Here is a 17,491-nt window from a genome sequence, read left to right as displayed (position 1 = left end):
AACCGGGCGATCTATCCATGGGCAGGTTGAAGGTTGGGTAACACTAACTGGAGGACCGAACCGACTACCGTTGAAAAGTTAGCGGATGACCTGTGGATCGGAGTGAAAGGCTAATCAAGCTCGGAGATAGCTGGTTCTCCTCGAAAGCTATTTAGGTAGCGCCTCATGTATCACTGTAGGGGGTAGAGCACTGTTTCGGCTAGGGGGTCATCCCGACTTACCAAACCGATGCAAACTCCGAATACCTACAAGTGCCGAGCATGGGAGACACACGGCGGGTGCTAACGTCCGTCGTGAAAAGGGAAACAACCCAGACCGTCAGCTAAGGTCCCAAAGTCATGGTTAAGTGGGAAACGATGTGGGAAGGCTTAGACAGCTAGGAGGTTGGCTTAGAAGCAGCCACCCTTTAAAGAAAGCGTAATAGCTCACTAGTCGAGTCGGCCTGCGCGGAAGATGTAACGGGGCTCAAACCATGCACCGAAGCTACGGGTATCACCTTTGGTGATGCGGTAGAGGAGCGTTCTGTAAGCCTGTGAAGGTGAGTTGAGAAGCTTGCTGGAGGTATCAGAAGTGCGAATGCTGACATGAGTAACGACAATGGGTGTGAAAAACACCCACGCCGAAAGACCAAGGTTTCCTGCGCAACGTTAATCGACGCAGGGTTAGTCGGTCCCTAAGGCGAGGCTGAAAAGCGTAGTCGATGGAAAACAGGTTAATATTCCTGTACTTCTGGTTATTGCGATGGAGGGACGGAGAAGGCTAGGCCAGCCTGGCGTTGGTAGTCCAGGTTTAAGGTGGTAGGCTGAGATCTTAGGTAAATCCGGGATCTCAAGGCCGAGAGCTGATGACGAGTGTTCTTTTAGAACACGAAGTGGTTGATGCCATGCTTCCAAGAAAAGCTTCTAAGCTTCAGGTAACCAGGAACCGTACCCCAAACCGACACAGGTGGTTGGGTAGAGAATACCAAGGCGCTTGAGAGAACTCGGGTGAAGGAACTAGGCAAAATGGCACCGTAACTTCGGGAGAAGGTGCGCCGGTGAGGGTGAAGCATTTACTGCGTAAGCTCATGCCGGTCGAAGATACCAGGCCGCTGCGACTGTTTATTAAAAACACAGCACTCTGCAAACACGAAAGTGGACGTATAGGGTGTGACGCCTGCCCGGTGCCGGAAGGTTAATTGATGGGGTTAGCGCAAGCGAAGCTCTTGATCGAAGCCCCGGTAAACGGCGGCCGTAACTATAACGGTCCTAAGGTAGCGAAATTCCTTGTCGGGTAAGTTCCGACCTGCACGAATGGCGTAACGATGGCGGCGCTGTCTCCACCCGAGACTCAGTGAAATTGAAATCGCTGTGAAGATGCAGTGTATCCGCGGCTAGACGGAAAGACCCCGTGAACCTTTACTATAGCTTTGCACTGGACTTTGAATTTGCTTGTGTAGGATAGGTGGGAGGCTTTGAAGCGTGGACGCCAGTCTGCGTGGAGCCAACCTTGAAATACCACCCTGGCAACTTTGAGGTTCTAACTCAGGTCCGTTATCCGGATCGAGGACAGTGTATGGTGGGTAGTTTGACTGGGGCGGTCTCCTCCTAAAGAGTAACGGAGGAGTACGAAGGTGCGCTCAGACCGGTCGGAAATCGGTCGTAGAGTATAAAGGCAAAAGCGCGCTTGACTGCGAGACAGACACGTCGAGCAGGTACGAAAGTAGGTCTTAGTGATCCGGTGGTTCTGTATGGAAGGGCCATCGCTCAACGGATAAAAGGTACTCCGGGGATAACAGGCTGATACCGCCCAAGAGTTCATATCGACGGCGGTGTTTGGCACCTCGATGTCGGCTCATCACATCCTGGGGCTGAAGCCGGTCCCAAGGGTATGGCTGTTCGCCATTTAAAGTGGTACGCGAGCTGGGTTTAGAACGTCGTGAGACAGTTCGGTCCCTATCTGCCGTGGACGTTTGAGATTTGAGAGGGGCTGCTCCTAGTACGAGAGGACCGGAGTGGACGAACCTCTGGTGTTCCGGTTGTCACGCCAGTGGCATTGCCGGGTAGCTATGTTCGGAAAAGATAACCGCTGAAAGCATCTAAGCGGGAAACTTGCCTCAAGATGAGATCTCACTGGAACCTTGAGTTCCCTGAAGGGCCGTCGAAGACTACGACGTTGATAGGTTGGGTGTGTAAGCGCTGTGAGGCGTTGAGCTAACCAATACTAATTGCCCGTGAGGCTTGACCATATAACACCCAAGCAATTTGCGACTCCCCTAAGGAGCATCAGATTGCGGTGACTGTGGAGATGACACGAACCGAAGGTTTGCGTCACGAACGACACCAATGCTTGCTATCACATACCCGATTTGCTGAAGCGCGCCGCAAGGCGCGACTCGGTACCCGAATTTCTTGACGACCATAGAACATTGGAACCACCTGATCCCATCCCGAACTCAGTAGTGAAACGATGTATCGCCGATGGTAGTGTGGGGTTTCCCCATGTGAGAGTAGGTCATCGTCAAGATTAAATTCCAAAAACCCTCATCGCTTACGCGTTGAGGGTTTTTGTTTTTCTGGCCGCAGAAAACCTGTTTTCGTTTCTATGCACCATGCTTCTGCATGGCTATGATGCGTGCCTCATTGCCGGGCGATTCTAAATGCTGACCTTGTTAAAGCTTCTTGCCGATGGTGCGTTTCATTCCGGACAGGTTCTGGGTGAAGTGCTCGGCGTGAGTCGTAGTGCTGTATGGAAGCAGCTTCAACAGCTTGAAGCTGAGCTGGGAATTGAATTTCATAAAGTGCGTGGCCGCGGCTACCGGCTGGCGACGCCTATCTCTCTTTTGAGTCCTTCTGTCATTGCCCAATCCGGACTTCCCGAAGGCTGGACTGTTCGTACTTATGATTCCATCGATTCAACCAACGCCGAGGCTGCGCGGTTGATTGCTGAAGGTATCTCCATGCCGCTTTTGGTGCTCGCCGAACGGCAGACCTCAGGCCGGGGGAGGCGTGGCCGAAAGTGGGTGAGCCCCTTTGCGGAAAACCTGTATTACAGCGTGGTGTTGCGCATTGACGGCGGAATGCGCCAATTGGAAGGCCTCAGCTTGCTGGTAGGGCTGGCAGTCATGAATGTCTTGCGCGACCTCGGCGTGTCAGGAGCTGGCCTTAAATGGCCTAATGATGTGCTGGTCGGCAAGCAGAAAATTGCTGGTATTCTTCTCGAGCTGATAGGCGATCCTGCTGACGTCTGCCATGTGATCATCGGTATAGGTGTGAACGTGAATATGCAGGCCTCCACTGAAGTGGACCAGTCATGGACATCCATCCGTCTCGAAACAGGCAATCTCGCTGATCGCAACCAGGTGGCGGCCCGTATAAGCGCCAGGCTAGACGCTCTCCTTCATGTGCACCGTGACAAAGGTTTTGCCGCCTTTCGAGAGGATTGGGAGCGTGGCCATCTCTGGCAGGGTGCTGCTGTCACGCTGCTCTCAGGTGTCCAGACGGTCGAAGGTGTGGTGCTGGGGGTCGACTTGCTAGGCGCTCTACGGCTGGAAGTCAACGGTGTGGAAAAGAGCTTTAGTGGTGGTGAGCTCAGCCTGAGGTTGCGCGATGATTCTTGAACTCGATTGTGGCAACAGCTTCATCAAATGGCGCGTCATGGAAAGTAATGGTGCATCACTGGTGAGCGGTGGCGTTGTTGACTCGGACGAAGCGCTATTGGAGCAACTGGGCAGTTTGGCGAGTGTGGAAGTGACTGGCTGTCGGCTCGTCAGTGTTCGCAGTTCTGAGGAGACCGACGAACTGGTGTCTGCATTGAATGCTGCTCTAGCGATATCGCCCGTGCGTGCGTTGCCTGCGCGCGAGCTTGCGGGCGTGACCAATGGCTATGATGACTACATGCGTCTTGGGCTGGATCGCTGGCTTGCTTTCGTGGGCGCATACACCGTCGTCCGAAATGCATGCCTGGTGATTGATCTGGGTACTGCAGTCACATCGGACTTCGTCGACTCTCAAGGGCAGCACCTCGGTGGCTTCATATGCCCTGGCATGCCGCTGATGCGCAGTGAGTTGCGAACCCATCCCCGGCGTATCAGGTACAACGACACCGAGGCTGAAAAAGCGCTTGTTCGGCTCGTTCCGGGGCGAGCTACGGCTGAAGCCGTAGAGCGAGGATGTTCGCTGATGCTGCGCGGTTTTGTTCTGACCCAGATTGAAATAGCACGCGGGTATTGGGGTGATGACTTTACTGTCTTCGTGACCGGAGGAGACGCTCCTCTGGTTTCTGATGTAGTACCAGGAGCTCGCGTCGTGCCCGATCTGATATTCGTTGGCCTGGCTCTCGCTTGCCCTTTGCATTGAGGTCTTTATGCGTTGGTTATTTCTTCTGCTGTTGATGCTCAATGGCTTTTACTACATGTGGCACCAGCAGGAGGCGCCGCTCAAGGCCAAACAGATCATGCCTTTATCGCTTAATCGGGCTCCACAGCAGGATATCCGCCTGCTGAGTGAGTCCGACGCGGGGCGCCCGTCGCGCGATGTCGACAGTAATTGTCTGTATCTGGGTGGGCTCGCGCGGCAGGAAGATGTACGCATGGTTGAGCAGCGTCTGAACAGTCTGGATATTCAGTCGAAATTTCAGGTTCAGCAGGTGAACGGCTCTGCCGTTTACTGGATAAAAATTGCCCCGGAAAGCAGGCGTCTGGTGGAGTCTGATCTGATCGCTCAGATGGGCAAGGATTTCCCGCAATTAAAAAATCAAATAATGTCGTGCGAGGGCATTGCAACTACGCAGTAGTTTACATAGAATGGCGCCCGCTTCGCAGCGAGCTGAAAGTCTTGCGAACGAGGCAAAAGTTGTCAACGCATGTAACCTCAGGTTTTTAATGAGAAAAAGGTTGACAGAAGGGTAGCATGAGTTGAGAATGCTGCCTCGCTTAGGAGGGGTTCCCGAGCGGCCAAAGGGATCAGACTGTAAATCTGACGTCTACGACTTCGAAGGTTCGAATCCTTCCCCCTCCACCAGATTTAGCGCAAGCTGCAAATTGCGCGGGTATAGTTTAGTGGTAGAACCTCAGCCTTCCAAGCTGATGATGCGGGTTCGATTCCCGCTACCCGCTCCAAGCTTGCAGCTTATGCATTGTGTTTTGCTCTTGTAGCTCAGTTGGTAGAGCACACCCTTGGTAAGGGTGAGGTCAGCGGTTCAAATCCGCTCAAGAGCTCCATTGCTAAAGGCAGATATGAAAATATCTGCCTTTGTTTTAGGTGGGTCGGCTGTGCTTGATCTGCCTGATGCTTTGTTCGGTTTCTGCTTTTGGGGCAGAGCCGCGCTGAATGAAGTGTTGAAAAACTCTCGTCAGGTCCGCATAATGGTCGGCCTGATTTCGCTTTTAGGTCAGTAGCTCAATTGGCAGAGCGACGGTCTCCAAAACCGTAGGTTGGGGGTTCGATTCCCTCCTGACCTGCCAGATTTCCTAGATGTAATCTGGCTTTCTTTTCACAGGATCTCCGTAGATGAATCCCAAGGCTGAAGCATCAGACTCTCGCTTTGATTTGCTGAAATGGCTCCTGGTAGTCGTTTTGGTTGTCGTGGGTGTTGTCGGTAATCAGTATTATTCTGCTGAGCCGATCCTGTACCGTGTTCTCGCTCTCCTTGTGATTGCCGCTGCTGCTGCTTTTGTAGCGCTGCAGACGGGTAAAGGTAAAGCTTTCTTCGTTTTGGCGAAAGAAGCTCGCGCTGAGATTCGTAAAGTCGTATGGCCTACTCGCCAGGAAACCACGCAAACCACTTTGATTGTTGTGGCTGTTGTGCTGGTTATGGCGTTGCTGTTGTGGGGGCTAGATTCCCTGCTCGGCTGGCTTGTTTCTTTGATAGTTGGCTAAGGGTGTCCCGTGGCTAAGCGTTGGTACGTAGTGCATGCTTACTCGGGTTACGAGAAGCATGTCATGCGCTCGTTGGTCGAGCGTGTGAAGCTGGCAGGCATGGAAGATGGCTTCGGCGAAATTCTGGTTCCCACTGAAGAAGTGGTTGAAATGCGTAATGGCCAGAAACGCAAAAGCGAACGCAAGTTCTTCCCGGGTTACGTGCTTGTTCAGATGGACATGAATGAGGGTACTTGGCACTTGGTCAAGGATACCCCGCGTGTCATGGGCTTCATTGGCGGTACTGCCGATAAGCCGGCACCGATCACTGACAAGGAAGCAGAAGCGATTCTGCGCCGTGTTGCTGACGGTAGCGATAAGCCGAAGCCAAAAACACTGTTCGAGCCGGGTGAGGTTGTACGTGTCACTGACGGTCCGTTCGCTGATTTTAACGGTACGGTTGAAGAAGTTAACTACGAAAAGAGCCGTATCCAGGTGGCGGTGCTCATTTTCGGACGTTCTACTCCGGTAGAGCTAGAGTTCAGCCAGGTCGAAAAGGTCTAGCTGATCTGCAATCCCATACCCCGCAGCCCAAGGCTGTGGGGTTTTTTCGTCACTGGGATATACGCGTAAGTAACCGGGGAGCCTTTATTGGCGCTTGAACCCGTAATTGGAGTGCCTCATGGCCAAGAAGATAACCGCATACATCAAGCTGCAAGTGAAAGCCGCTCAGGCTAACCCTAGCCCGCCAGTTGGTCCTGCTCTGGGTCAGCACGGTGTGAATATCATGGAATTCTGCAAAGCGTTCAACGCCCGTACTCAGGGTATTGAGCCAGGTCTGCCGACTCCAGTGATCATCACTGTATACAGCGACCGTAGCTTCACTTTCGAAACAAAAAGTACCCCTGCATCGGTTCTGCTGAAGAAAGCTGCAGGCTTGACCAGCGGCTCGGCTCGCCCGAACACCGTTAAAGTTGGCACCGTGACTCGTGCTCAGCTGGAAGATATCGCTAAAGCAAAAAATGCGGATCTGACTGCAGCTGACATGGAAGCGGCCGTGCGTACCATCGCCGGTTCCGCTCGTAGCATGGGCCTTAACGTGGAGGGTGTGTAATGGCTAAGCTGACCAAGCGTCAAAAGGCAATCGCCAGCAAAATCGAAGCTGGCAAGTCTTACAACTTTGTAGACGCTGCTGCTCTGCTGGCTGAGCTGTCGACTGTCAAGTTCAGCGAGTCTGTAGACGTTGCTGTCAACCTGGGCGTTGATCCTCGTAAATCCGACCAGGTTGTTCGTAGCGCTACCGTACTGCCGCACGGCACCGGTAAAACTGTACGCGTTGCAGTTTTCACCCAGGGTCCTGCTGCTGAAGCTGCTCTGGCTGCTGGTGCTGATCGCGTTGGTATGGACGATCTGGCTGCCGAAATGAAAGCTGGCGATCTGAACTATGACGTCGTTATCGCTTCTCCTGATGCGATGCGCGTTGTAGGTCAATTGGGTCAGATTCTCGGTCCTCGCGGCCTGATGCCTAACCCGAAAGTCGGCACTGTTACTCCTGACGTGGCTAACGCTGTCAAGAATGCCAAGGCTGGTCAGGTTCGTTATCGCACCGACAAAAACGGCATCATCCACACTTCCGTCGGCAAGGTCGGTTTCGACGCTGTCAAACTGAAGGAAAACGTTGAAGCCCTGATCGCTGATCTGAAGCGTATCAAGCCGGCTTCCTCGAAAGGTATTTACGTCAAGCGCATCACCCTGAGCACCACCATGGGCCCGGGCCTGGTCATCGACCAGGGTTCGCTGGAAGCGTAAGACAAAGCGGCATGGTCTGTGCCGTTTGAAAGATTGGGGTCCCTGCCTGGCGGGGGCTATCCAAGACCGTAGGCGACGCAAGTCTTAAACCTCAAGCCTACGCAGATGGTGCTCCCGGTTCCTTACCGAATCAGACACCAAAACGACATCTGGCTTCGGTCGGATGAAACGGTAACAAGCAGGAGTTAAACCCGTGGCAATTAAACTCGAAGACAAGAAGGCCATCGTCGCTGAAGTCAACGAGGCTGCCAAAGCTGGTCTGTCCGCTGTCGTGGCTGATGCCCGTGGTGTGACGGTTAGCGCTATGACCGGACTCCGTAAAGAGGCTCGTGAAGCTGGCGTTTACGTACGCGTTGTACGTAACACCCTGCTCAAGCGCGCTGTTGCTGACACTGAATTCAGTGTTCTCAACGACGTGTTCACCGGCCCGACCTTGATCGCGTTCTCCAACGAACATCCTGGCGCTGCTGCCCGTTTGTTCAAGGAATTCATGAAAGGTCAGGACAAGTTCGAGATAAAGGCAGCTGCGTTCGAGGGCAAGTTCCTCGCAGCTAATCAGATCGATGTACTGGCAAGCCTGCCGACCCGTAACGAAGCAATTTCTCAGCTGATGAGCGTGATTCAAGGCGCTACCAGCAAGTTGGCTCGTACTCTGGCGGCTGTTCGCGACCAAAAAGAAGCAGCTGCAGCCTAAGGCTGAGTCAGATCTTTTCGCGTATTTTTGTTTATTTTGATGGTCGCGTAGGCCGTCCCCCAATTCAGGAAATTGAGTCATGTCCATCTCTCAAGACGATATCCTTAACGCCGTAGCTGAAATGTCCGTTCTGCAGGTTGTAGAGCTGATCAAGGCTTTCGAAGAGAAGTTCGGCGTTACTGCTGCTGCTGGCTCCGCCGGCCCAGCTGTTGCTGCAGCTGTTGTTGAAGAACAAACTGAATTCAACGTCATGCTGCTGGAAGCTGGCGAGAAGAAAGTTAACGTGATCAAGGCTGTACGTGAACTGACCGGTCTGGGCCTGAAAGAAGCCAAGGCAGTCGTTGACGGCGCTCCAGCCATGGTTCTGGAAGCTGTTGCCAAAGACGCAGCTGACAAAGCCAAAGCTACTCTGGAAGAAGCAGGCGCCAAAGTCGAGCTGAAATAAGCATCGATTTTGAGTGTCCAGCCCACGCGTTTAGCGAAAGGCTGATGGCTGGTGGCTTTTGCCACCGGCCTTTTTCCGTTATAGACGATTGGCGCTGTCGACGTTTGTAGCGTGCGGTATCCACCGATGGCGGTGGCGCAAACCACGGGGTTTGCAAGATTTTCTGGCTGCTTCCGTCGGGAGGGAGCCAAACAAGCAGGTGACCAAGCTGGGGAACGCTGATGGCTTACTCATATACTGAGAAAAAACGTATCCGCAAGGACTTTAGCAAGTTGCCGGACGTAATGGATGTGCCGTATCTCTTGGCAATTCAGCTGGATTCGTTTCGCGAATTCCTGCAGGCGGGAGCGACCAAAGATCAGTTCCGCGACGTCGGTCTGCATGCAGCCTTCAAATCCGTTTTCCCGATCATCAGCTACTCCGGCAATGCTGCGCTGGAGTATGTAGGTTATCGCTTGGGCGAACCGGCATTTGATGTCAAGGAATGCGTGCTGCGCGGTGTGACTTACGCAGTACCTCTGCGGGTCAAGGTCCGTCTGATCATTTTCGACAAAGAATCGTCGAACAAAGCGATCAAGGACATCAAAGAGCAAGAAGTCTACATGGGTGAAATCCCCCTGATGACTGAAAACGGTACCTTTGTAATCAATGGCACCGAGCGCGTTATCGTGTCTCAGCTGCACCGTTCGCCAGGCGTATTCTTCGACCACGACCGTGGCAAGACGCACAGCTCCGGTAAGCTGCTTTACTCCGCTCGTATCATTCCTTACCGCGGTTCGTGGCTGGACTTCGAGTTCGATCCGAAAGACTGCGTATTCGTCCGTATCGACCGTCGTCGCAAGCTGCCTGCGTCTGTACTTCTGCGCGCGCTGGGTTACACCACCGAGCAAGTGCTCGATGCTTTCTACACCACCAACGTCTTCCATGTGCGCGGCGAAAACCTGAGCCTGGAACTGGTGCCTCAGCGCCTGCGTGGTGAAATTGCCGTTCTGGACATCCTGGACGACAAGGGCAAGGTCATTGTCGAGCAAGGTCGCCGTATCACTGCCCGTCACATCAACCAGCTGGAAAAGGCCGGGATCAAAGAGCTGGAAGTACCTCTGGACTACGTCCTGGGCCGTACGACTGCCAAGGTCATCGTGCATCCGGCAACCGGCGAGATCATTGCCGAGTGCAACACCGAGTTGAACACTGAAATCCTCGGCAAGATCGCCAAGGCTCAGGTTGTTCGCATCGAAACGCTGTACACCAACGACATCGATTGCGGCCCGTTCGTTTCCGATACGTTGAAGATCGACTCCACCAGCAACCAACTGGAAGCGCTGGTCGAGATCTATCGCATGATGCGTCCTGGCGAGCCACCGACCAAGGATGCTGCTGAAACCCTGTTCAACAACCTGTTCTTCAGCCCAGAGCGCTATGACCTGTCTGCTGTAGGCCGGATGAAGTTCAACCGTCGTATCGGTCGTACCGAAATCGAAGGTTCGGGCGTGTTGTGCAAGGAAGATATCGTCGCGGTTCTCAAGACCCTCGTTGATATCCGTAACGGCAAAGGCATCGTCGATGACATCGACCACCTCGGTAACCGTCGCGTTCGCTGCGTAGGCGAGATGGCCGAGAACCAGTTCCGTGTAGGTCTGGTCCGCGTCGAGCGTGCTGTCAAAGAACGTCTGTCCATGGCGGAAAGCGAAGGCCTGATGCCTCAGGACCTGATCAATGCCAAGCCTGTTGCGGCAGCGGTCAAAGAGTTCTTCGGTTCCAGCCAGCTTTCCCAGTTCATGGACCAGAACAACCCGCTTTCCGAGATTACCCACAAGCGTCGTGTTTCTGCACTCGGCCCTGGCGGTCTGACTCGTGAGCGTGCCGGCTTTGAAGTTCGAGACGTTCACCCGACTCACTATGGTCGTGTGTGCCCGATCGAAACGCCGGAAGGCCCGAACATCGGTCTGATCAACTCCCTGGCGGCCTATGCCCGCACCAACCAGTACGGTTTCCTCGAGAGCCCGTACCGTGTGGTGAAGGAAGGTCTGGTCACCGACGAAATCGTGTTCCTTTCGGCGATCGAAGAAGCTGACCACGTCATTGCCCAAGCTTCGGCTGCAATGAACGACAAGCAAGAGCTGATCGACGAGCTGGTTGCTGTGCGTCACTTGAACGAATTCACCGTCAAGGCGCCAGCCGACGTCACCCTGATGGACGTTTCGCCCAAGCAGGTTGTCTCGGTAGCGGCTTCGTTGATCCCGTTCCTCGAGCACGATGACGCCAACCGTGCGTTGATGGGTTCGAACATGCAGCGTCAGGCTGTACCAACCTTGCGTGCCGACAAGCCGCTCGTGGGTACCGGCATGGAGCGCAACGTTGCCCGCGACTCCGGCGTTTGCGTCGTGGCCCGTCGTGGTGGCGTGATCGATTCGGTTGATGCCAGCCGTATCGTTGTTCGCGTCGCCGATGACGAAGTTGAAACAGGTGAGGCGGGTGTAGACATCTACAACCTGACCAAATACACCCGTTCGAACCAGAACACCTGCATCAACCAGCGTCCGCTGGTCAGCAAGGGTGATCGTGTTCAGCGCAGCGACATCATGGCCGACGGCCCGTCCACCGATATGGGTGAGCTGGCACTGGGTCAGAATATGCGCATCGCGTTCATGGCCTGGAACGGTTTCAACTTCGAAGACTCCATCTGTCTTTCCGAGCGCGTGGTTCAGGAAGATCGCTTCACCACAATCCACATTCAGGAACTGACCTGTGTGGCGCGTGACACCAAGCTTGGGCCTGAGGAAATCACAGCTGACATCCCGAACGTGGGTGAAGCTGCTCTGAACAAGCTGGACGAAGCCGGTATCGTTTATGTAGGTGCTGAAGTTGGTGCTGGCGACATCCTGGTGGGCAAGGTCACTCCGAAAGGCGAGACCCAGCTGACGCCGGAAGAAAAACTGTTGCGCGCGATCTTCGGTGAGAAGGCCAGCGACGTTAAAGATACCTCCCTGCGCGTGCCAACCGGCACCAAAGGCACTGTCATTGACGTTCAGGTCTTCACCCGTGATGGCGTGGAGCGTGACGCACGTGCCCTGTCCATCGAGAAGTCGCAACTCGACGAGATCCGCAAGGACCTGAACGAAGAGTTCCGTATTGTCGAAGGCGCTACCTTTGAACGTCTGCGTTCTGCGCTGGTGGGTCGTGTAGCAGAAGGCGGTGCCGGTCTGAAGAAAGGCCAGGAAATCACCAATGAAGTGCTCGACGGTCTTGAGCATGGTCAGTGGTTCAAGCTGCGTATGGCTGAAGATGCTCTGAACGAGCAGCTTGAGAAAGCGCAGGCTTACATCGTTGATCGTCGTCGTCTTCTGGATGACAAGTTCGAAGACAAAAAGCGCAAGCTGCAGCAGGGCGATGACCTGGCTCCAGGCGTGCTGAAAATCGTCAAGGTTTACCTGGCAATCCGTCGTCGCATTCAGCCGGGCGACAAGATGGCCGGTCGTCACGGTAACAAGGGTGTGGTCTCCGTGATCATGCCGGTTGAAGACATGCCGCACGATGCCAATGGCACACCGGTAGATATCGTCCTCAACCCGTTGGGCGTACCTTCGCGTATGAACGTGGGTCAGATTCTCGAAACTCACCTTGGCCTCGCCGCCAAAGGTCTGGGCGAGAAGATCAACCGCATGCTCGAAGAGCAGCGTAAAGTGGTTGAGCTGCGCAAGTTCCTGAACGAGATCTACAACGAGATCGGTGGTCGCCAGGAAAGTCTGGAAGACCTCTCCGACAAGGAGATCCTCGATCTTGCGAAGAACCTTCGCAACGGTGTGCCAATGGCTACACCGGTGTTCGACGGTGCTAAAGAAAGCGAAATCAAGGCAATGCTCAAGCTTGCAGATATGCCGGAAAGCGGCCAGATGCAGCTGTTTGACGGTCGTACTGGCAACAAGTTTGAGCGCCCGGTAACGGTCGGCTACATGTACATGCTGAAGCTGAACCACTTGGTGGACGACAAGATGCACGCGCGTTCCACTGGTTCGTACAGCCTGGTTACCCAGCAGCCGCTGGGTGGTAAGGCCCAGTTCGGTGGTCAGCGTTTCGGGGAGATGGAAGTGTGGGCGCTGGAAGCATACGGCGCGGCGTACACTCTGCAAGAAATGCTCACAGTGAAGTCGGACGATGTGAACGGTCGTACCAAGATGTACAAAAACATCGTGGACGGCGATCACCGTATGGAGCCGGGCATGCCCGAGTCTTTCAACGTGTTGATCAAAGAAATCCGTTCGCTCGGTATCGATATCGATCTGGAAACCGAATAACACGTGACGTGAATCGGGGGCAGGGCGGTCATGCCTGCTCCCTGCTCCGCCAGGAGGAAAGCCTTGAAAGACTTACTGAATTTGCTGAAAAACCAGGGTCAGGTCGAAGAGTTCGACGCAATCCGTATCGGACTTGCATCGCCTGAGATGATCCGTTCCTGGTCGTTCGGTGAAGTTAAAAAGCCGGAAACCATTAACTACCGTACGTTCAAGCCTGAGCGTGACGGTCTGTTCTGCGCCAAGATTTTTGGCCCGGTAAAAGATTACGAGTGCCTGTGCGGTAAGTACAAGCGCCTGAAGCATCGCGGCGTCATCTGCGAAAAATGCGGTGTTGAAGTGGCTTTGGCCAAGGTTCGTCGCGAGCGTATGGCTCACATCGAACTGGCTTCGCCGGTTGCTCACATCTGGTTCCTGAAATCGCTGCCGTCCCGTATCGGCTTGCTGATGGACATGACCCTGCGTGATATCGAACGCGTTCTCTACTTCGAGAGCTATGTCGTTATCGATCCAGGTATGACCACCCTTGAAAAAGGCCAGCTGCTGAACGACGAGCAGTACTTCGAAGCGCTCGAAGAGTTCGGTGATGACTTTGACGCCCGTATGGGTGCTGAAGCTGTTCGCGAATTGCTGCACGCTATCGATCTGGAACACGAAATCGGCCGTCTGCGTGAAGAGATTCCGCAAACCAATTCCGAAACCAAGATCAAGAAGCTGTCCAAGCGTCTGAAGCTGATGGAAGCCTTCCAGGGTTCCGGCAACCTCCCTGAGTGGATGGTGCTGACCGTTCTGCCGGTTCTGCCGCCAGATCTGCGTCCTCTGGTTCCGCTTGACGGTGGCCGTTTCGCGACGTCCGACCTCAACGATCTGTATCGTCGAGTGATCAACCGTAACAACCGTTTGAAGCGTCTGCTGGATCTGTCTGCTCCCGATATCATCGTGCGCAACGAAAAGCGCATGCTGCAGGAAGCGGTTGATGCACTGCTCGACAACGGTCGTCGCGGTCGCGCCATCACTGGTTCGAACAAGCGTCCTCTGAAATCCCTGGCTGACATGATCAAGGGTAAGCAGGGTCGTTTCCGTCAGAACTTGCTCGGTAAGCGTGTTGACTACTCGGGTCGTTCGGTAATTACCGTAGGTCCGACCCTGCGTCTGCACCAGTGCGGTCTGCCGAAAAAAATGGCCCTCGAGCTGTTCAAGCCGTTCATTTTCGGCAAGCTGGAAATGCGTGGCCTGGCCACGACCATCAAAGCTGCCAAGAAAATGGTCGAGCGCGAGCTGCCAGAAGTCTGGGACGTTCTTGCTGAAGTGATTCGCGAACACCCAGTGCTCCTGAACCGTGCCCCAACGCTTCACCGTCTGGGTATCCAGGCCTTTGAGCCGGTTCTGATTGAAGGTAAGGCTATTCAGCTGCACCCGCTGGTCTGCGCTGCGTATAACGCCGACTTCGACGGTGACCAGATGGCCGTTCACGTGCCTTTGACGCTGGAAGCCCAGCTCGAAGCGCGCGCACTGATGATGTCGACCAACAACATCCTGTCGCCAGCCAACGGTGAGCCAATCATCGTTCCTTCGCAGGACGTTGTATTGGGTCTGTACTACATGACTCGTGAAGCGATCAACGCCAAAGGCGAAGGTCGTGTGTTTGCGGATCTGCAGGAAGTCGACCGCGTATTCCGCGCCGGCGAAGCGGCTCTGCACGCCAAGGTCAAGGTTCGTATCCACGAAACGGTCAATGATCGTGATGGTGGCAGCGTCAAGAACACTCGTATCGTCGACACCACTGTCGGCCGTGCGTTGCTGTTCCAGGTGGTTCCGGCCGGCCTGTCCTACGACGTCGTCAACCAGCCGATGAAGAAAAAAGCGATCTCCAAACTGATCAACCAGTGCTACCGCGTGGTTGGTTTGAAAGAGACCGTTATCTTCGCTGACCAGTTGATGTACACCGGTTTTGCCTACTCGACCATTTCGGGTGTTTCCATCGGCGTTAACGACTTCGTTATCCCGGATGAGAAAGCTCGCATCATCGACGCGGCCACCGAAGAAGTTAAAGAGATCGAAAGCCAGTACGCTTCCGGCCTGGTAACCCAGGGCGAGAAGTACAACAAGGTGATCGACCTTTGGTCCAAGGCGAACGACGAAGTCTCGAAAGCGATGATGTCGAACCTGTCTAAAGAGCGCGTTATCGACCGTCACGGCGTCGAAGTTGATCAGGAATCCTTCAACTCGATGTATATGATGGCTGACTCCGGGGCGCGTGGTTCTGCTGCCCAGATTCGTCAGCTGGCCGGTATGCGTGGTCTGATGGCCAAGCCTGACGGCTCCATCATCGAAACGCCGATCACTGCGAACTTCCGTGAAGGTTTGAGCGTACTTCAGTACTTCATCTCTACTCACGGTGCTCGTAAGGGTCTTGCGGATACCGCGTTGAAAACCGCTAACTCCGGTTATCTGACTCGTCGTCTGGTAGACGTGGCTCAGGATCTGGTCGTTACCGAAGTAGACTGCGGTACCGAGCATGGTCTGTTGATGACACCGCACATTGAAGGCGGTGACGTTGTAGAGCCGCTCGGTGAGCGTGTGCTGGGTCGAGTCATCGCCCGTGACGTATTCAAGCCGGGTACAGAAGAAATCATCGTGCCTGCAGGCACTCTGGTTGACGAGAAATGGGTTGAGTTCATCGAGCTGAACAGCATCGACGAAGTCATCGTTCGCTCGCCAATCAGCTGTGAAACCCGCTACGGTATTTGCGCCAAGTGCTACGGTCGCGACCTGGCTCGTGGTCACCAGGTCAACATCGGTGAAGCTGTAGGCGTTATCGCTGCACAGTCGATCGGTGAGCCAGGTACCCAGCTGACAATGCGTACGTTCCACATTGGTGGTGCGGCAAGCCGGACTTCGGCAGCCGACAGCGTTCAGGTGAAGAACGGCGGTACTGTCCGTCTTCACAACCTGAAGCACGTAGAGCGTGTCGATGGTCACCTGGTTGCGGTATCCCGCTCCGGTGAGCTGGCAATCGCTGATGACTTCGGTCGTGAGCGTGAGCGTTACAAACTGCCATATGGTGCAGTGATTTCGGTGAAGGAAGGCGATAAGGTCGACGCTGGTTCGATCGTGGCCAAGTGGGATCCGCACACTCACCCAATCGTCACCGAGATGAAAGGTACTGTTACCTACGTCGGCATGGAAGAAGGCATCACGATCAAGCGTCAGACAGACGAACTGACCGGTATGACCAACATTGAAGTGCTTGATGCCAAAGACCGCCCGGCTGCTGGCAAGGACATCCGTCCTGCCGTGAAGATGGTCGGTCTGGATGGCAAGGATCTGCTGCTGCCAGGTACCGATGTACCGGCCCAGTACTTCCTGCCGGCTAACGCCCTGGTTGGTGTAGCTGACGGTGCGCAGATCGCGATCGGTGATGTTATCGCTCGTATTCCGCAGGAAACTTCGAAGACCCGTGACATCACCGGTGGTCTGCCGCGTGTTGCCGACCTGTTCGAAGCGCGTCGTCCGAAAGAGGCGTCGATCCTTGCAGAAGTCAGCGGTACCATCGCATTCGGTAAAGAGACCAAAGGCAAGCGCCGTCTGGTCATTACCCCGAACGACGGTAGCGATCCGTACGAGGAGCTGATTCCGAAGTGGCGTCACCTGAACGTCTTCGAAGGCGAGCAAGTGAACCGCGGCGAAGTTATCTCCGACGGCCCGAGCGATCCACACGACATCCTGCGTTTGCTGGGTGTGAGTGCGCTTGCCAAGTACATCGTCAACGAGATTCAGGACGTATACCGTCTGCAAGGCGTGAAGATCAACGACAAGCACATCGAGACCATCTTGCGTCAGATGCTGCGTAAAGTTGAGATTGCCGAGTCTGGCGATTCCAGTTTCATCAAGGGCGACCAGATGGAACTGACTCACGTACTGGTAGAAAACGAGCGTCTGAGCACGGAAGACAAGTTTGTTTCCAAGTTCACTCGTGTGTTGCTGGGTATCACCAAGGCATCGCTGTCCACCGAGTCGTTCATCTCCGCGGCCTCCTTCCAGGAGACAACCCGCGTACTGACCGAAGCTGCTGTGACAGGCAAGCGCGATTACCTGCGCGGCCTGAAGGAAAACGTGGTCGTGGGTCGTTTGATCCCGGCCGGTACTGGTCTGGCTTATCACAGCGAGCGTAAGCGTCGCCGTGAAATGGACAAACCAACCCGTGTCAGCGCCAGCGAAGTAGAAGCGGCTCTGACGGAAGCGTTGAACTCCAGCGGTAACTAAGACCAAAGCCTCGGCATTTTCATTCGGCAGGCGGCACATTTTGTGCTGTTTGCCAGACGAAGCGGCCGGGGCTTTGTCTTGACTGGGGGCGGGATCCTCTTTAGACTCTTGTACCCCTAAATTTGGCGGGGCCTATGCCCTGTCATTT

The 17,491-nt window shown here is 54.6% G+C and carries 11 protein-coding genes, 4 tRNA genes and 2 rRNA genes (1 of these 17 only partly in view); all 17 read left to right on the top strand.

Annotation, left to right across the window (positions count from 1 at the left end; genetic code table 11):
• Nucleotides 1–2,227 (top strand): 23S ribosomal RNA (locus tag BLT55_RS18180) (it extends 666 nt beyond the left edge of the window).
• A gap of 162 nt (nucleotides 2,228–2,389) precedes the next feature.
• Nucleotides 2,390–2,505, top strand: a 5S ribosomal RNA gene (gene rrf / locus BLT55_RS18175).
• A 133-nt stretch (nucleotides 2,506–2,638) separates the two neighbouring features.
• Nucleotides 2,639–3,598: a bifunctional biotin--[acetyl-CoA-carboxylase] ligase/biotin operon repressor BirA gene (birA, locus tag BLT55_RS18170; protein ID WP_054999981.1), complete on the top strand. Its 960-nt coding sequence runs from the start codon at nucleotides 2,639–2,641 to the stop codon at nucleotides 3,596–3,598.
• Nucleotides 3,588–4,337, top strand: coding sequence for a pantothenate kinase (locus tag BLT55_RS18165; RefSeq protein WP_054999982.1), 750 nt, complete (start codon nucleotides 3,588–3,590; stop codon nucleotides 4,335–4,337). The genes birA and BLT55_RS18165 overlap by 11 nt, the downstream gene beginning before the upstream one ends.
• Nucleotides 4,338–4,344: 7 nt before the next feature.
• Nucleotides 4,345–4,773 carry a hypothetical protein gene (locus BLT55_RS18160; protein ID WP_054999983.1) on the top strand — a complete coding sequence of 143 codons (429 nt, stop codon included), beginning with the start codon at nucleotides 4,345–4,347 and terminating at the stop codon, nucleotides 4,771–4,773.
• Nucleotides 4,774–4,915: 142 nt separating this feature from the next.
• Nucleotides 4,916–5,000 (top strand) — tRNA-Tyr (locus tag BLT55_RS18155).
• A gap of 24 nt (nucleotides 5,001–5,024) precedes the next feature.
• Nucleotides 5,025–5,098: transfer RNA gene (locus tag BLT55_RS18150), tRNA-Gly, on the top strand.
• A 26-nt stretch (nucleotides 5,099–5,124) separates the two neighbouring features.
• Nucleotides 5,125–5,200 (top strand) — tRNA-Thr (locus tag BLT55_RS18145).
• A gap of 167 nt (nucleotides 5,201–5,367) precedes the next feature.
• Nucleotides 5,368–5,443 (top strand) — tRNA-Trp (locus BLT55_RS18140).
• A 46-nt stretch (nucleotides 5,444–5,489) separates the two neighbouring features.
• Nucleotides 5,490–5,858: a preprotein translocase subunit SecE gene (secE, locus tag BLT55_RS18135; RefSeq protein ID WP_005887064.1), complete on the top strand. Its 369-nt coding sequence runs from the start codon at nucleotides 5,490–5,492 to the stop codon at nucleotides 5,856–5,858.
• A gap of 9 nt (nucleotides 5,859–5,867) precedes the next feature.
• Entirely contained in the window at nucleotides 5,868–6,401 is a 534-nt protein-coding gene (gene nusG / locus BLT55_RS18130) for a transcription termination/antitermination protein NusG (protein WP_003186097.1), read from the top strand.
• Between the two features lie 118 nt (nucleotides 6,402–6,519).
• A complete protein-coding gene (rplK, locus tag BLT55_RS18125; RefSeq protein WP_002555500.1) occupies nucleotides 6,520–6,951 on the top strand; it encodes a 50S ribosomal protein L11 in 432 nt (143 codons plus the stop codon).
• Nucleotides 6,951–7,646 carry a 50S ribosomal protein L1 gene (gene rplA, locus BLT55_RS18120; RefSeq protein ID WP_007253317.1) on the top strand — a complete coding sequence of 232 codons (696 nt, stop codon included), beginning with the start codon at nucleotides 6,951–6,953 and terminating at the stop codon, nucleotides 7,644–7,646. Before rplK ends, rplA begins: the two co-directional genes overlap by 1 nt.
• A 193-nt stretch (nucleotides 7,647–7,839) precedes the next feature.
• Nucleotides 7,840–8,340 (top strand): 50S ribosomal protein L10, encoded by a 501-nt coding sequence (gene rplJ, locus BLT55_RS18115; protein ID WP_054999984.1) that lies wholly within the window; start codon nucleotides 7,840–7,842, stop codon nucleotides 8,338–8,340.
• A 79-nt stretch (nucleotides 8,341–8,419) separates the two neighbouring features.
• Nucleotides 8,420–8,785 (top strand): 50S ribosomal protein L7/L12, encoded by a 366-nt coding sequence (rplL, locus tag BLT55_RS18110; protein WP_002555497.1) that lies wholly within the window; start codon nucleotides 8,420–8,422, stop codon nucleotides 8,783–8,785.
• 221 nt (nucleotides 8,786–9,006) lie between these two features.
• On the top strand, nucleotides 9,007–13,080 hold the full coding sequence (gene rpoB, locus BLT55_RS18105; RefSeq protein WP_054999985.1) for a DNA-directed RNA polymerase subunit beta: 4,074 nt from the start codon (nucleotides 9,007–9,009) through the stop codon (nucleotides 13,078–13,080).
• A 63-nt stretch (nucleotides 13,081–13,143) separates the two neighbouring features.
• On the top strand, nucleotides 13,144–17,343 hold the full coding sequence (rpoC, locus tag BLT55_RS18100) for a DNA-directed RNA polymerase subunit beta' (RefSeq protein ID WP_054086296.1): 4,200 nt from the start codon (nucleotides 13,144–13,146) through the stop codon (nucleotides 17,341–17,343).
• The last annotated feature ends 148 nt before the right edge of the window (nucleotides 17,344–17,491 follow it).

This window comes from Pseudomonas cannabina (assembly GCF_900100365.1).
GTDB classification, from domain to species: Bacteria; Pseudomonadota; Gammaproteobacteria; order Pseudomonadales; family Pseudomonadaceae; genus Aquipseudomonas; species Aquipseudomonas cannabina.
This window is presented reverse-complemented; position numbering and strand designations above follow the sequence as displayed.

Bases quoted from the DNA above. Each gene is read 5' to 3' on its own strand.
- rpoB (WP_054999985.1), top strand. From the start codon at position 9,007: ATGGCTTACTCATATACTGAGAAAAAACGTATCCGCAAGGACTTTAGC.
- rplK (WP_002555500.1), top strand. From the start codon at position 6,520: ATGGCCAAGAAGATAACCGCATACATCAAGCTGCAAGTGAAAGCCGCT.
- BLT55_RS18160 (WP_054999983.1), top strand. From the start codon at position 4,345: ATGCGTTGGTTATTTCTTCTGCTGTTGATGCTCAATGGCTTTTACTAC.
- birA (WP_054999981.1), top strand. From the start codon at position 2,639: ATGCTGACCTTGTTAAAGCTTCTTGCCGATGGTGCGTTTCATTCCGGA.
- BLT55_RS18165 (WP_054999982.1), top strand. From the start codon at position 3,588: ATGATTCTTGAACTCGATTGTGGCAACAGCTTCATCAAATGGCGCGTC.
- secE (WP_005887064.1), top strand. From the start codon at position 5,490: ATGAATCCCAAGGCTGAAGCATCAGACTCTCGCTTTGATTTGCTGAAA.
- rplL (WP_002555497.1), top strand. From the start codon at position 8,420: ATGTCCATCTCTCAAGACGATATCCTTAACGCCGTAGCTGAAATGTCC.
- rplA (WP_007253317.1), top strand. From the start codon at position 6,951: ATGGCTAAGCTGACCAAGCGTCAAAAGGCAATCGCCAGCAAAATCGAA.